General features: G+C 61.2%; 15 protein-coding genes. 8 read left to right on the plus strand and 7 right to left on the minus strand.

Translation table 11 applies throughout. The features are described 5' to 3' along the window. Positions 1-202: 202 nt before the first annotated feature. The 4 genes from J2Z31_RS03700 to J2Z31_RS03715 form a co-directional block, all read right to left on the minus strand. Positions 203-3,349, minus strand: a complete 3,147-nt coding sequence (locus J2Z31_RS03700) for an efflux RND transporter permease subunit (RefSeq protein ID WP_209600519.1) — start codon at positions 3,347-3,349, stop codon at positions 203-205. 119 nt (positions 3,350-3,468) lie between these two features. Continuing rightward, positions 3,469-4,620, minus strand: coding sequence for an efflux RND transporter periplasmic adaptor subunit (locus tag J2Z31_RS03705; RefSeq protein WP_209600520.1), 1,152 nt, complete (start codon positions 4,618-4,620; stop codon positions 3,469-3,471). A 38-nt stretch (positions 4,621-4,658) separates the two neighbouring features. Further along, complete coding sequence (locus tag J2Z31_RS03710; protein WP_209600521.1) at positions 4,659-5,243, minus strand: TetR family transcriptional regulator; 585 nt, start codon at positions 5,241-5,243, stop codon at positions 4,659-4,661. Between the two features lie 327 nt (positions 5,244-5,570). After that, positions 5,571-6,620 (minus strand): ornithine cyclodeaminase, encoded by a 1,050-nt coding sequence (locus J2Z31_RS03715; protein WP_209600522.1) that lies wholly within the window; start codon positions 6,618-6,620, stop codon positions 5,571-5,573. Positions 6,621-6,767: 147 nt separating this feature from the next. Between J2Z31_RS03715 and J2Z31_RS03720 the strand changes: the two genes are divergently transcribed. From J2Z31_RS03720 to J2Z31_RS03740, 5 genes are all read left to right on the plus strand, one after another. Next, positions 6,768-7,202, plus strand: a complete 435-nt coding sequence (locus J2Z31_RS03720; protein WP_209600523.1) for an Lrp/AsnC family transcriptional regulator — start codon at positions 6,768-6,770, stop codon at positions 7,200-7,202. A 71-nt stretch (positions 7,203-7,273) separates the two neighbouring features. Then, entirely contained in the window at positions 7,274-7,864 is a 591-nt protein-coding gene (locus J2Z31_RS03725; RefSeq protein WP_234939235.1) for a DUF922 domain-containing Zn-dependent protease, read from the plus strand. A gap of 216 nt (positions 7,865-8,080) precedes the next feature. Then, complete coding sequence (locus J2Z31_RS03730; protein ID WP_209600524.1) at positions 8,081-8,611, plus strand: DUF992 domain-containing protein; 531 nt, start codon at positions 8,081-8,083, stop codon at positions 8,609-8,611. Between the two features lie 144 nt (positions 8,612-8,755). Further along, entirely contained in the window at positions 8,756-9,034 is a 279-nt protein-coding gene (locus tag J2Z31_RS03735; RefSeq protein WP_209600525.1) for a DUF1236 domain-containing protein, read from the plus strand. A 153-nt stretch (positions 9,035-9,187) separates the two neighbouring features. Further along, on the plus strand, positions 9,188-9,454 hold the full coding sequence (locus J2Z31_RS03740) for a hypothetical protein (protein ID WP_209600526.1): 267 nt from the start codon (positions 9,188-9,190) through the stop codon (positions 9,452-9,454). A 21-nt stretch (positions 9,455-9,475) separates the two neighbouring features. On the opposite strand, the gene J2Z31_RS03745 is transcribed toward J2Z31_RS03740, so the two are convergent. The 3 genes from J2Z31_RS03745 to J2Z31_RS03755 form a co-directional block, all read right to left on the minus strand. Continuing rightward, positions 9,476-9,784: a DUF6074 family protein gene (locus tag J2Z31_RS03745; protein ID WP_209600527.1), complete on the minus strand. Its 309-nt coding sequence runs from the start codon at positions 9,782-9,784 to the stop codon at positions 9,476-9,478. A 361-nt stretch (positions 9,785-10,145) separates the two neighbouring features. Continuing rightward, complete coding sequence (locus J2Z31_RS03750) at positions 10,146-10,433, minus strand: DUF982 domain-containing protein (RefSeq protein ID WP_209600528.1); 288 nt, start codon at positions 10,431-10,433, stop codon at positions 10,146-10,148. 45 nt (positions 10,434-10,478) lie between these two features. Then, on the minus strand, positions 10,479-10,730 hold the full coding sequence (locus J2Z31_RS03755) for a DUF982 domain-containing protein (RefSeq protein WP_209600529.1): 252 nt from the start codon (positions 10,728-10,730) through the stop codon (positions 10,479-10,481). 381 nt (positions 10,731-11,111) lie between these two features. Here J2Z31_RS03755 and J2Z31_RS03760 point away from each other — a divergent pair, with 381 nt between their 5' ends. The 3 genes from J2Z31_RS03760 to J2Z31_RS03770 all read left to right on the plus strand — a co-directional run bounded on the left by J2Z31_RS03760 (position 11,112) and on the right by J2Z31_RS03770 (position 13,347). Continuing rightward, positions 11,112-12,215: a DUF475 domain-containing protein gene (locus tag J2Z31_RS03760; RefSeq protein WP_209600530.1), complete on the plus strand. Its 1,104-nt coding sequence runs from the start codon at positions 11,112-11,114 to the stop codon at positions 12,213-12,215. A gap of 146 nt (positions 12,216-12,361) precedes the next feature. Further along, positions 12,362-12,805, plus strand: coding sequence for a universal stress protein (locus J2Z31_RS03765; protein ID WP_209600531.1), 444 nt, complete (start codon positions 12,362-12,364; stop codon positions 12,803-12,805). A 212-nt stretch (positions 12,806-13,017) separates the two neighbouring features. After that, complete coding sequence (locus J2Z31_RS03770; protein WP_234939236.1) at positions 13,018-13,347, plus strand: hypothetical protein; 330 nt, start codon at positions 13,018-13,020, stop codon at positions 13,345-13,347. Positions 13,348-13,427: the final 80 nt, after the last annotated feature.

Consider the following 13,427-nt stretch of genomic DNA (forward strand, 5'->3'; position numbering starts at 1 on the left):
GCATCGTAGGAATACAGCGACGGCGCGTCTCTCGGACGCGTCAGGGTCGCGTTAGCACTTGGCTTTGGACGGCGAGAACGCAACGACGGTTTCGCCAGCGCCGCTCGAGCTAGTCGAAGTTTTCGAGTGCATCCTTCCCCCGGACGCGCATTCGCGTTCCCGCGTGACGCCGAGAACGCTGCGGCACATCGCCTGACTAATGTCACTCAGCCGCGACCGGCGTCGGATAGTGCTCATCCTGCCCTTGTGAGTCCGCAAGCGCAGGCGCCGATTCTCCCCGATCTGCATTTGGCTCCTTGCCGAAGAAGAGGGCATAACCCGCCGGCAGGACGAGGATCGTCAGGACGGTCGCAACCAGAATGCCGCCCATCATCGCATAGGCGAGCGGACCCCAGAATACGCCGCGCGAGATCGGGATCAGGGCAAGCACGGCGGTTAGCGCCGTCAGCACGATTGGCCGAAATCGACGCACCGCCGCGCCGATGATCGCCTCCGAACGCACCATGCCAGCCGCGATGTCCTGGTCGATCTGGTCGATCAGGATGATAGAGTTGCGAATGATGATGCCGAGCAGTGCGATGACGCCGAGGATCGCGACGAAGCCGAAGGGGGCGCCGCTGATGAGCAGGGCCGCCGCGGCGCCGATGATGCCAAGCGGACCGGTGGCGAGCACCAGCATCGACTTGCCGAAGTGCTGCAGCTGCGCCATCAGCAGGATGACGATCATGAGCAGCATGATCGGCGCCTTGGCGGCAATCGAAGCCTGGCTTTCGGCGCTGTCCTCCGCGCCACCCTGGATCTGCACCTTGTAGCCAGGCGCAAGCCCGTCGCGGAGCGCCTGGAGCTCGTTATAGATCCGCATCGTCATATCGTTCGATTGCACGCCGTCCGGCAAGGTCGCGCGCACCGTGATCGTCGGCAGCCGGTCGCGCCGCCACTCGATCCCCTGTTCCATGGTCGGCACGACCTTGGCAACCTGGGAGACCGGAACGAAACCGCCGAAATCTGTTGGCACATAGACCGAGTTGACGGCCGAGAGCAGCTGGCGGTTGCCGTCCGGTTCGCGCGCGACGATCGAGATCGTCTCCTCACCGTCGCGGAAATCATTGAGCGGCACGCCAGCCATCGCCGCTTGCAGCATCTGGCGGACGCGTTGCGAGGTCACGCCCAGCGCACGGGCGCGATCCTGATCGATCACCAGCTTCATCGCCGGCACTGGTTCGAGCCAATCGTCATGAATCGCGCCGAGCAACGGGTTTTCCTGGAACTTCTTCTTCACTTGATCGGCGATGCGGCGGACTTCCTCCCGGTCCGGCCCCATCACCCGGATCTGGACCGGCCAGCCGGTCGGCGGTCCGAGGAAGAGGCGATCAACTTTGGCGCGGACCGATGGGAAGTCTTCAGCCAGGATCGTGCGCATTTTGACGATCAGACGCTCGCGGGCCGGTTCGTCCTTCGCCATGACGAGGAGCTGCGCGAAGTTCGGATTGCGAAGCTGCTGGTCGAGCGGCAGGAAGAAGCGCGGTATGCCCTCGCCGATATAGGTGGCGATGAAGCGCTTGTCCTCGTCATCCATCATGCGGGCTTCGAGTGCCTTGGCCTGCTTCTCGACTTCCGTGATGCTGGTTCCCTCGGGCAGCCAGAGATCAACGAGAATCTCAGGTCGCGAGGACTGCGGGAAGAAGTTCTTCGGAATGAACTGAAAGGCCCAGAGGCTGGTCATGAAGGCGACGAGCGTCATTACGAGCACGATGATCCGGTGACGCACTGCCCAGCCGACGGTTGTCCTCAGGCGCCGGTAGAAGCGCGTGTCGAAGGCATCATGATGCGTACCGGCATGGTGGCGTTGCTTCAGGATCATGTAGCCGAGCCAGGGCGTGAAATAGACCGCCACGAACCACGAAACGACGAGCGCGATGCCGACGACATAAAAGAGGGAGCGGACATATTCGCCCGCCGTCGAGTCCGCGAAGCCTACGGGGATGAAGCCGGCGGTGGTGATCAGCGTACCGGTCAGCATCGGGAAGGCGGTCGAGGAGTAGGCGAAGCTCGCCGCATCGATCTTCGCCAGCCCCTCCTCGAGCTTCCGCTCCATCAGTTCCACGACGATCATCGCGTCGTCGACGAGCAGACCGAGCGCGATAATCAGCGCGCCGAGCGAAATGCGCTGCAGGTCGATGCCGAGCTCGTACATGATGGCGAAGGTGGCGGCGAGTACCAGCGGAATCGCGATTGCAATCACCAGACCGGAACGCCAGCCGATCGAAAGTAGCGAGACGATCAGCACGATGACCAACGCCTCGATGAGCGCGTGGCTGAATTCGCTGATCGCCTCGGTCACGACCTCCGGCTGATTGGAGATCTGTTCGACCGACACGCCATAGGGCAGGGAGGATTCGAAGCGCTCATAGGTTGCTTCCACCGCCTTGCCGACATCGGTGACCTTGTGGCCGCTCGCCATCACCACGCCGATCTGGACGCTGTCATACCCATTGAAGCGGAACTTGCGCGAGTAGGGATCCTCAAGCCCCGCGCTTACGGTGGCGATGTCGCCGAGCCTGATCGTCTCGCTGCCTCCGCGCACTCTCAGGTTCCGGATGTCCTCGACACGCGTAAGGTCGCCGTCGACGGAGATGCGCACTGATCGCGTGCCGGTCTCGACAGTACCTGCGGGATCGACATTATTCTGCCCGGCAATGGCGTTGCGAAGATCATTCAAGGTCAGTCCGCGGGCGGCGAGCAGCTTCGACGAGACGTCAATATAGATCTTCTGCGGCTGGTCCCCGAGGACGACGACCTTATCGACGCCGGGTGTCGTCAGGAGCATGTCGCGACCTTCGATCGCGAAGCGCTTCAGTTCAGGATAGCTGTAACCCTTGCCGCTGATCGCATGAAGGGTGATGAAAGTGTCGCCGAACTCGTCGTTGAAGTAGGGGCCAAGCACGCCCTCGGGCAGTTCACTGGCAATGTCGCCGACCTTCTTGCGCACCTGGTAGAAGGCGTCGGCGACGTCGTCCGCGTCGGTATCGCCCTCGATCTGCACGGTGATGATGGTGCTGCCGGCGCGGGTATAGGAGCGGACGAAGTCGAGATGCGGCGTTTCCTGCAGCTTGCGCTCGATCTTGTTGACGACCTGATCCTGCATTTCCTTAATCGATGCGCCGGGCCAAACTGCCTGGACGACCATCGTTCGGAAGGTGAATTCCGGATCTTCGCGCTGCCCCATACGCACGAGCCCGAGCGCGCCGGTGATGATGATCAGCGCGAACAGGAAGCGCGCGATGCTCGGGTGACCGATCGCCCAACGCGAAAGGTTGAACGACTTCTTCTCCTCGTTGGAGGCGTGCATGGGCTTCGTTCCGTGGTTGGGATGGAGATCAGCGGACGATTTCGCGCGGTTCGGCGCTACTGCATGTCTCGTTAAATCGACCTCGATGTAAGGACAAAGACATGCAGCAAATTAAAGTGCTACAGCGACCTTTGCGCGTCTGATAAGACGCGCGGCGCTGTAGCGGACTGCTGCTCGGCAGCCAGCAGCTTCACCTTCAGGGCTTCGGCCATGAACTGGGTGCCGGCAGCAACGACGAGGTCGCCCGGTTGCAGGCCCTCGACAACCCGCACCTTATCGCCGGCGAAGTCGGCGAGCCTGACCGGGCGGGCGTGAACGGTCGAGGTTCCTCGATCAACCACCCAGACGATGTCCTTTCCGTCCACCTGCGCAAGCGCGCTGAGGGGAATGGAGGTGAGGGGCTCGGAGCTGGCGGCAACAGTCTCGACCGACGCGGTCATGCCGAGCAGGACGCGCGGGTCGTTTGGGAGGCTGATGCGCACGGAGAAGGTCCGGGATTGCCGGTCAGCGCTGCCGGAAACTTCCCGAACATGGCCGTCGAGGATGAGCATGTCCTTGGACCAGAAGTGCGCCTTCACGGGGTTACCTGGCTTGAATTCGGCAATGTCCAGCTCCGGAACGGCGACTTCGATCTCCTTCTCGCCGTCGACCGCGACCGTCACGACCGGCGTGCCGGTGCCGACGACCTGGCCGATATCGGCATTGATAGCGGTCACGATTCCGCTCTGGTCGGACTTCAAATCCGTGTAGGCGACCTGATTCTTCGCCTGGCTCAGTGCAGAGGCAGCGGCATCGCGCGAGGAAACCGCCTGATCGTAGAGGAGATTGGCCTGATCGAGCTCGGCCTTCGAGGAGAACGATCTGTTGAACAGCTGTTCAGCCCGCTCCTTCGTCAGCGATGTCGTCTGCACCTGCTTTTCGGCGGCAAAGAGGTTCGCCTCGGCGCTCTTCACCGCAAGTTGGTAGTCGGTCGGATCGATGCGGGCGAGGAGATCGCCGGGCTTAACGCGGTCCCCGATATTGACGGGACGCTCGGTGATCTTGCCCGTGACGCGGAAACCAAGATTCATTTCGATGCGAGCCCTGACGGCGCCGGCATAATCGAGCCGGCGCGCCTCACCCCTCCCAGTGATCTCGACCACCTTGACCGGCCGCACGATCTCCTTCGTTTCTACTTTCTCCTCCGAGCAGCCGGACAGCACCGCGCCCAAGGCGATTAGGCCCACGAAACGGGCAATGAACGGCCGGTTGAAAGCTCCAGTTGAAGACATTTGGCACTCCTCGTCTCGCTATCGCGGCAACGCCGTCGCTATTTCTTCAGCGCCCTGAGGGCGAAATCGATCAGTTCGCCAGGCGTCGGGCGATTTTCTTTCGCGAGACACTGGGCGGCCATCTGCGGGTGACAGAGGGTCACGACACTCGAGTCGAAGCACCGGGCGGCGATCTCCGGATCTTGGTCGGCGAATTCGCCCGCCTCGATGCCGTCGCGGATGATCTCGGCAAGAAGCTGGTCGATGCGGTCGATATGTTTTTCGATGACGTGCCATTCCCGCTCGATCGCCACGATGACCATCTCGTGCACCTTCTGCTCGTCGAGCATGGTTTCCACCGTCATCTTGTGCTGGGCAAGCACATAGCGGCGCAAGCGCTCGGTAGCGCTCAAGGGGAGGCGGGAAATCTCGTAGACCTGCTGATAGCTCGCCTCCAGCATGCGCGCGCAAAGCGCCTGATGGATTTCCGTCTTGGAGCTGAAGAAGCGATAAATGTTGGCCGGCGACATGCCGAGGTCGCGCGCGATATCAGCGACATTCGTCTTGGTGTAGCCGTAGTGCCGGAAAAGCCGCTCCGCGGCATCGAGAATCCGCGTGATGTTCTCCTGCCTCGATGCGTCCATGTTCGTCTCTGACCTTGTCAAGTGATGAATGACGTTTTGCGAATTTTGTCAGTCATAAACGTTTAGCCGAGGTGGTGTCAACATGGATGTGAAGCGGATTGCAACTTTGGGATTGAATTTTCCTGAAGAACGGCGACATCGGCCATCACGATGCGGCGGGCGCCACACTGCCGTAGCAAAGGCCGCGGCACCGCCGGCAGCAAGATCGGCGTGGATGAAGCCTCGATGCCCGCGCGGATCATTTGACGCGCAGCTGTCGCTGCAGCACTTCCAAATGCGGCGTTGATCTCGTCTAGAAGAGCGTCCTCAAGGCTTAGCCGGCGCGCGTCATTTCGCGCGCTGCAGCATGCCGTAGAGATCGCGTGGATCGTCCGGATCGGCGATCATGTCGAGATTGTGGTAGAAATCCGTACCGGAAAGCCGGTCTCGTACGTAGCGCAGCGCCGAAAAGTCCTCGATCGCGAAGCCGACGCTGTCGAACAGCGTGATCTGGCGTGCGTCGCGCCGCCCCGGAGCCACCCCGGTTACCACTTTCCAGAGTTCGGTCACCGGAAAATCCGGCCCCATCTGCTGGATCTCGCCCTCGATACGGGTCTGCGGTGGATATTCGACGAACACCTCCGAACGCTTGAGGATGTCGCGGTGGAGTTCCGTCTTGCCGGGACAGTCGCCGCCGATCGCGTTGATATGCACGCCCGCTCCAACCATGTTGTCGGTGAGGATCGTCGCGAACTGCTTGTCGGCCGTACAGGTGGTGATGATCTCGGCGCTCTCGATCGCCTGCTGCGCGGTTGTGCAGGCGACGGTCCTGAGGCCGGAACCGGCGAGGTTGAACACGGTTTTTTCGGTCGCGCGCGGATCGATGTCGTAGAGGCGAACCGTGTCGATGCCGCAGACGGCCTTCATCGCCAGCGCCTGGAATTCGGCCTGGGCACCGTTGCCGATCATGGCCATGGTGCGCGCGCCCCTGGGGGCGAGGTGGCGTGCGGCCATCGCGGAGGTGGCAGCCGTCCGGAGCGCCGTCAACAGCGTCATTTCCGTGAGCAGTACCGGGTAGCCGGTCGAAACCTCGGCGAGTAGGCCGAAGGCGGTCACGGTCTGCAGCCCGTCAACGATATTCTTCGGGTGGCCGTTCACATATTTGAAGCTGTAGACGTTGCCGTCGGAGGTCGGCATCAGCTCGATGACGCCGTCGCGCGAGTGGCTGGCGACGCGGGGGGTCTTGTCGAAGCTCTCCCAGCGGCGGAAGTCCGCCTCGACGGCATCCGCAAGTTCCGCCAGTACCGTCTCCACGCCAAGGTGATGAACGAGACGCATCATGTTCTCGACACTGACGAACGGCACCATGGCCTTTGCGGACGGAAGCGGTGAGAGCATCGGGCTTTCTCCATGTGATCGACACCGAATAGACTAGCGGTCGGCGCCGCTGGTCGAAAGTGCAAAGCTGTGCTACTTTCGACACCGAATTTGGCAGTTTGCTCATGAATATTGTACATTTTTGTCAGAAAGGCTTCGAGAAGCCAGATGATCGCCAAATATACGCCGGACGACCTGGACCGCCGGATCATCGCCCATCTGCGCGCAGATGGGCGTGCCTCCCTGTCCAAGCTCTCGGACGCGCTCGGTGTCGCGCGCGGCACCGTGCAGAACCGGCTCGACCGCCTGATTGAGAGCGGCACGCTTCTCGGCTTCACCGTGCGACTGAGGGAAGACTACGACCTCAACACCGTCAATGCGGTGATGATGATCGAGGTGATCGGGAAATCGACGACGCAGGTCATCCGCAAGCTGCGGAGCATTCCTGAAATCCATTCGCTGCATACGACCAACGGGAATTGGGACCTCGTCGCCAATATTCGCGCCGCCAATCTCTCGGAGTTTGATCGCGTACTGCGGGAAGTCCGTATGGTCGACGGCGTCGCCAATAGCGAGACCAGCCTGTTGCTGAGCAGCGTGTGATGAGCCGGGGCATTGAATGCGCGGCGACCCACCGCTAGTTTTCCGCTCCGATCCAACCGAAGGTCCAAAACTTGAAGGCACAACGCCTGCTACTTGTCTGTTTCTTTGTGGCACCGGCCGCCGCGCTGGCCGAATGGCAGGCCCGGGAGACGGTCCAAACCTACTCCATCACCGGTCAGTCGGGGCCCGAACTCTATGCCTCCATCGGCGAGCGGGGACCAAAGGTCGGCGGCCTTGCGCGCGTCATCGCCCATACGAGCTTCAAGCTCACCTGGACGCGAGAATACGAGACGCAGGGTGACGCCTGCGTGCTGGTATCGGCGGTGCCGAAGCTTGCAATCACTTACACGCTGCCGAAACCCGCGGGGCCGCTGCCTGCCACCACAAGCGAGCACTGGGAAACCTTCATCGAAGGCGTACGCAAGCACGAACTGGTGCATGGCGAATTCATCAAGGAGCTGGTGAAGAACATCGAGGCGGCCACCGTGGGTCTCACCGTCCCGGCGGACCCTCAATGCCGGAAGATCAAGCGCGAGATGACCAAGCGTCTGGGCGCGATTTCGGATGCTCATCGCCAGCAAAGCCGTGCCTTCGACCGGGCCGAGCTCAGCGATGGCGGGAATGTCCATCAGCTCATACTGCAGCTGGTGAATGGCGGCTGACACGCGCTCCGCTCGCATTTGACGGATCAGCAACACGCGGTCGCAAAAAAAGATCGTGTCACAGGCCACGCCTCCGAAATGTCTCAATACGCTCGAATTGTGCGCGCGCTTGGCCGGCACAACCGCCGGAAATCTGTTGCGCGCCTCTCGGCTGTGTCCGGTTTCCGCTTGGCTGCGTTCCTTTTTTGCCGGCACGATGCGAGAAGGAGAAACTCAATGACGACCAATCCTGCCATCGCGCTTTCCATCGCCTTGAGCATTTTCGCGGCCGCCGCCGCTCACGCGGCGGATGTCACGGTCTATCGGGAGCCCGCTCCGCCGGCGATCCAGGATGAGCAAAATGGCGTGAAGATCGGCTACCTCGAATGCGACATCGGTGGCGGTGCCGGTTATGTGCTTGGCTCTTCCAAGGAAATCGACTGCGTTTTCCGCTCGCTCGGCGGCGATGAGATCGAGGACCGCTACACCGGCGAGATCCGCAAGCTGGGCATCGATGTGGGTTTCACCATGCGCAGCCGTCTCCTCTGGGCAGTGTTCGCTCCGACTGCCGGCTATCACCACGGCTCGTTGAGCGGCATCTACAAGGGCGCGACCGCTGAAGCCACGGTCGGCGCGGGCGTCGGCGCCAATGTGCTCGTCGGCGGCACGTCCGGATCGATCCATCTCCAGACGGTCAGCGTGACCGGCCAGCTTGGTCTCAATGTCGCCGCCACCGGCACGTCGATGACGCTCAATTCCGTCAATTGAGACTGCTCTTCAGCACCATCGTTCCGGGCAAAGCCACCTATTGCGCCCGCGCAACTCCTCACTCGTTTCGGTTGCTCTGCCACCCTTGCGCGGGAACCAAAATCGCCCGACCTCGGTTTGGAGGGCGTTGGAAAGGAGAAACACATGAAGAGATTAGCTTTGATCTGTGCCACCCTGCTTTTCCCGGCATCGGTAATGGCGCAAGCGACGGTCGTGCTGCCAGGCGAAGTGAGGACTTATGTCCTTGAGCAGAAGTCCCCGTCCGTCGCCGTAGAAGGCGAGATCGTCGTCGGACAACCTTTGCCCGAAACCGTAGAGATCCACACGATCCCGGATCAGCCTGACTTTGCATATGCGGTCGTGAACGAGCGGCGGGTCGTCGTGAATCCCTCCACCCGGGTGGTCGTAGAAGTGCTGGAATGACGCAAAGTCAACGAGAAGGGCAGAAGACGGTTGCGTGAACTCGTGTGAACGCGACCGCTCCAAGCTTGCCCGGTGGCCTCGCCCCCTCCATTCGCATGCTGAGGGGGCGTCGCCGACCTCTACCGCCTACCCCGTGGAGAACTGGAGGCGAAGATGGAAGATCTGGAATTTCGACTGGCCGCCCACCGGGAAATCCTCGTCGGCATCCTCTCGGCCCTATCCCGCCGCCCGGACGTCTGGGAGGAAATCAAGCGCACACTCGATGAGGCGAGAATCGTCCAGGACCATGAAGAAGATCCGGGAATCGTCCCATCCGAGGCTTTTTCCAGACAGAACGCCATGACCTCAGAGATAACGTCGATATTACAGGATGCGGCCTTGCGGGCGGCACTTGACCCGGAAGGGATGCAGGCTCGCTGAGGCTCGCTCAGCGCCGAGTGGTTATGCTCCGCCGTCGGAGCGATTGCGGCAGACGGCGGGTACCTCGTAGCGGCGTGCGATTGCCGCTTGTACCTCGGACTGGAACCCGAGGATCTGCTGACGGATTTCGTCGTCCGAGAGTCCGAGGGTCGAAAGTTGCTGGGCAAGCTTGCGGCATTCGCTTTTCCAGTACTGGACGGCGGCACTTCCATGGACACGGTCGAGTTCGCGCGCGCAGCGAACGACGTCGCCGAGTCGCGCGGCGAGGGGAAACGCGAAAATCTCGCCGACCTCGCGCCCAGTCGTTCGTTCGTCCAAGTCGATCGCCATCGAATCACTCCTCATTCGCCTGGAGTCAGGTCTATGGGCAAGATGGTTAACGATTCCTTCGTCGGCTGACGGGACGCATCCTCCTGTGGCGAGGCGTGACGGTTCAGGCTCATCCGACCGGGAACAAATGGTCAGCATAAAAGTTTAAGAAGCGGACCCGCGCGGGAACAGTTCCCTCTCCGCAAGCCCTACGGATCCGTGCGGCTCCTGGTGCACATGATGGGCTCCGCCAGCCTGGCGGGGCCCATCGTCATTTGTGGGTAGCGCCACGCCTCGGGCAAGCAAACGCGCGAGGCCCTCGCCAGCGCCCTTCAGTCGCTGCATGTCTCACCCCATACCGGTAGAATTTGGCTTCTGGCCCTCAGCGGGGTGTGCGTAGAATGTGTCCCTGTGGATTCTTCGTTTCGCTCGCAATCGCCAGGAAGGCCTCTCGAGCCGCTGCGAGGAAGGCGGCGCGTGCCTCCTCAGGCTTCTTCTGGTGTTTCAGTGCGGCATTGCAGGCTCGTAATGCGGAGCTGTAATACTCACCCTGCCGTAGAGGCCATTCGCGTTGCAAGCACGTTCTGGCGTCAAGCGGACCGACAACACACCTGCGCCTGCCGTTCAGCAGGGTGACGATCACCGGCTCGCTCCACGGAAGCTCGTCCATCGCATTCGGTCCGCATGATTCCCCAGTTGGCTGTCAAGCAAGCTTTCACTGGCTGCGGATCGAGATGTGCGCCTCTTCGGCCGCCTTGATAAAAGCGCGCCGCGCCTTCTCGGTCTTGACCTTGCCGTCCAGGGCCTGGATGCATGTCCGCTTGGCGGCGGCAAAAGCACGCCCGTCCTTTTGCGGCCAGCGTAGCATCAGAAATTCGACGGCCTCACGTGTGCTCTTCACGGCGCGGTATCCGCCTGCTTCTCCGAGTTCCAACTCGACCGTTTTATCCCACCAGAAACAATGCATGGTTTTAGCCTCATACCCTGTGTAATTGCTGGCAAAACCCGCCGATAACTACTTTGGTTCCAGTGCGAGCGCCCCCGGTGGAGGCCTTCGGTTAGGCGGCAGGGCTGCCGCCTCTTGACGCGGAGCGAGACTTCGCTAATTAAAGGGGGCGCTCCCGCCCTCCAGACATCAGACCGCGGGAGGAACTTTGGTGCCGGGCCCCTCTGGCGAGAGTTTTACGGCGCTCTCGTGATGTCGGTACCGCCAGCAATCAAGCCGGCGGAATAGCTACCATGAAAATCAACCTCATGCTCGACGCATGTGCCCTTTCGGCTGTGCGTTTTTTCTGTGCAACGAATCTCTCGTCCGCTGCAGCAACCGCGCGCGCAGGGGAGGTTCGCCATGTTTGAGACTCACGCGAAAAAGGGTACGCTTTATTATTTCAAGTGGGCCTTCATCGTTACGGCCATCGGCCTTCTCCTGGGCGCCTGGCTCGGTTGGCAATCGACCGGTACTCTCAGCGGCATGGCAACAGTTTTCTTCATCTGTGCCGTGCTTGCGGTTCTCGAAATTTCACTCTCTTTCGACAACGCGATAGTCAACGCCAACAAGCTCAAGGACATGAGGCCGGAGTGGCAGCACCGGTTCCTGACCTGGGGCATCATCATTGCCGTTTTTGGCATGCGTATCATCTTCCCGCTGCTCATCGTCGTCATCGCGGCAAATATCGGGCCGATCGAGGCGATCGTCCTGGCGGCAGTGCGGCCCGAGGAATACGCCCGGATCATGCACGAGGCGCATCTGCCGATCGCGGCCTTTGGCGGGACGTTCCTGATGATGGTCGGGCTCGGCTACTTCTTCAACCACGAAAAGGATGTTCACTGGATCGTCTGGCTCGAGCGGAAGATGGCGCGGTTTGCGACGGTCAAGGGAATAGAAATTGCCTTCGCGCTGAGCCTTATCCTCGGATTTTCGTCTCTGCTCGAAGGCGAGCAGGCGACCGTCTTCGTCCATGCGGCGATTTACGGTCTGCTGACATTCCTGCTGGTAGAGATCGTCGGCGGTCTGCTCGACGCGTCGCAGCAGACCATGAGTGCTGCGGCCAAGGGCGGCTTCGGTGCATTCCTTTATCTGGAAGTGCTGGATGCCAGCTTCTCCTTCGACGGCGTCATCGGCGCGTTTGCGTTGACGCAGAACCTGTTCATCATCGCCATCGGTCTCGGTATCGGGGCGATGTATGTCCGCTCCATGACGATCATGCTGGTCGAAAAGGGCACGCTCAGTGCGTATCGCTACCTCGAGCACGGCGCATTCTATGCGATCCTGGTCCTGTCTGTGGTGATGTACTTCCAAACCCTGGTGCACATTCCGGAAGTCTTCACAGGCCTCGGCGGCGCCGGCCTCATCGGGCTCTCACTCTGGTCCTCGATCCGCTACAACAGGCGGCATGCGCAACAGGAGAATAGTAGCCGAGGTGCCCACGAGCATCTGCATGCCAAGGCATGATGCCAACCCTACCCCAGCAAATGAGCCCGGCGAACTCCGCCGGGCTCTTTGTCTCTGTTTGGACTTCCTAAATCTTATTTGATCTGCGTCAATGCTGGTCGGCGCGGTGCGGCTAGCCTCGAATACGGTTCAACCGGGAGGCTTTCATGTTCCGCAACATTCTCATCCCCACCGACGGCTCGCCGCTTGCCACGCTTGCCGTGGACGCCGGTATTACGTTCGCCAAGGAAACCGGTGCGAAGATCACCGTGTTTACCGTCATGGAGCCATTCCATCTCCTGTCGATCGACGCCGAGCAACTGGCAAGCACGCGCGAACAATACGAGGCGCTTTCGGAGGTACATGCCTCCGAGGTTCTGGCAGCTGCGCACGGCAAGGCCCAAGCGGCCGGCGTTTCCTGTGACACCGACCAGGCCCGCACCCATGACGTCTATCGCGCCATCATCAGGAAGGCAGACGATATCGACGCCGATCTCATCGTCATGGCTTCGCACGGGCGCGGCGGCGTCGGCGCGCTGGTCGTCGGCAGTGTTGCCGCAAAGGTTCTGACGCATTCGACGATCCCCGTGCTCATCTACCGCAAGAAATAATAGACGCCGGGCAGAAGAGCGGTTTGCGGTATCGGCATGTCTAATGGGGATACCGCTTCGTCCTTTCCTGAAAGAGCCTCGGGCGACCGGTGCTGCTGCCGGGGAGGATTGTCATGCCGCCGCCGGAAAAGGGCCAAAGTTTCGCGCGATTCCGAGATCGACTTGAAGGAAGCATCGATGCTTACCGACCGGAAAAAAGCGGAGGAAGGCCTTTGGACGCCAGCCGAAACGACTTTGCGTTGATTACAGTCATGCGTCGCTATTTCGAGGCGAAGGACGTGGCGAACGCTCTGAAGGAGCGCCTGGAAGCCGCCCGAAAGGAGGCCGGTGACGAGATCGGCCGCTTCTACGACCCACGAAGGAATGCCCTTCACGCCGAAGATATCCTCGAGTGGCACCGGCTCCGCAAGGAGATGGATGAGTTGATGAGCCTCGCCACACGCTGGGGCAGGGGCGGCAATATTGAGGACGTCGCGGACGTCGCGGATGTCGCCGCGGTCGACGCGGTTGGTTTCCTTGGGACCCACGCCGCGGCTGACTAGCGCATCGCACCGATTTCGGAGAGCCCGCGCAGAATCGACGGCTCACGCCTCCGCCATGCGTCCTGACGGACACACGGCGC

This window comes from Sinorhizobium kostiense (assembly GCF_017874595.1).
GTDB lineage: Bacteria > Pseudomonadota > Alphaproteobacteria > Rhizobiales > Rhizobiaceae > Sinorhizobium > Sinorhizobium kostiense.

Coding starts and splice junctions, on each gene's coding strand:
- J2Z31_RS03700 (WP_209600519.1), bottom strand. CDS start 3,349: ATGCACGCCTCCAACGAGGAGAAGAAGTCGTTCAACCTTTCGCGTTGG.
- J2Z31_RS03705 (WP_209600520.1), bottom strand. CDS start 4,620: ATGTCTTCAACTGGAGCTTTCAACCGGCCGTTCATTGCCCGTTTCGTG.
- J2Z31_RS03710 (WP_209600521.1), bottom strand. CDS start 5,243: ATGGACGCATCGAGGCAGGAGAACATCACGCGGATTCTCGATGCCGCG.
- J2Z31_RS03715 (WP_209600522.1), bottom strand. CDS start 6,620: ATGCTCTCACCGCTTCCGTCCGCAAAGGCCATGGTGCCGTTCGTCAGT.
- J2Z31_RS03720 (WP_209600523.1), top strand. CDS start 6,768: ATGATCGCCAAATATACGCCGGACGACCTGGACCGCCGGATCATCGCC.
- J2Z31_RS03730 (WP_209600524.1), top strand. CDS start 8,081: ATGACGACCAATCCTGCCATCGCGCTTTCCATCGCCTTGAGCATTTTC.
- J2Z31_RS03735 (WP_209600525.1), top strand. CDS start 8,756: ATGAAGAGATTAGCTTTGATCTGTGCCACCCTGCTTTTCCCGGCATCG.
- J2Z31_RS03740 (WP_209600526.1), top strand. CDS start 9,188: ATGGAAGATCTGGAATTTCGACTGGCCGCCCACCGGGAAATCCTCGTC.
- J2Z31_RS03745 (WP_209600527.1), bottom strand. CDS start 9,784: ATGGCGATCGACTTGGACGAACGAACGACTGGGCGCGAGGTCGGCGAG.
- J2Z31_RS03750 (WP_209600528.1), bottom strand. CDS start 10,433: ATGGACGAGCTTCCGTGGAGCGAGCCGGTGATCGTCACCCTGCTGAAC.
- J2Z31_RS03755 (WP_209600529.1), bottom strand. CDS start 10,730: ATGCATTGTTTCTGGTGGGATAAAACGGTCGAGTTGGAACTCGGAGAA.
- J2Z31_RS03760 (WP_209600530.1), top strand. CDS start 11,112: ATGTTTGAGACTCACGCGAAAAAGGGTACGCTTTATTATTTCAAGTGG.
- J2Z31_RS03765 (WP_209600531.1), top strand. CDS start 12,362: ATGTTCCGCAACATTCTCATCCCCACCGACGGCTCGCCGCTTGCCACG.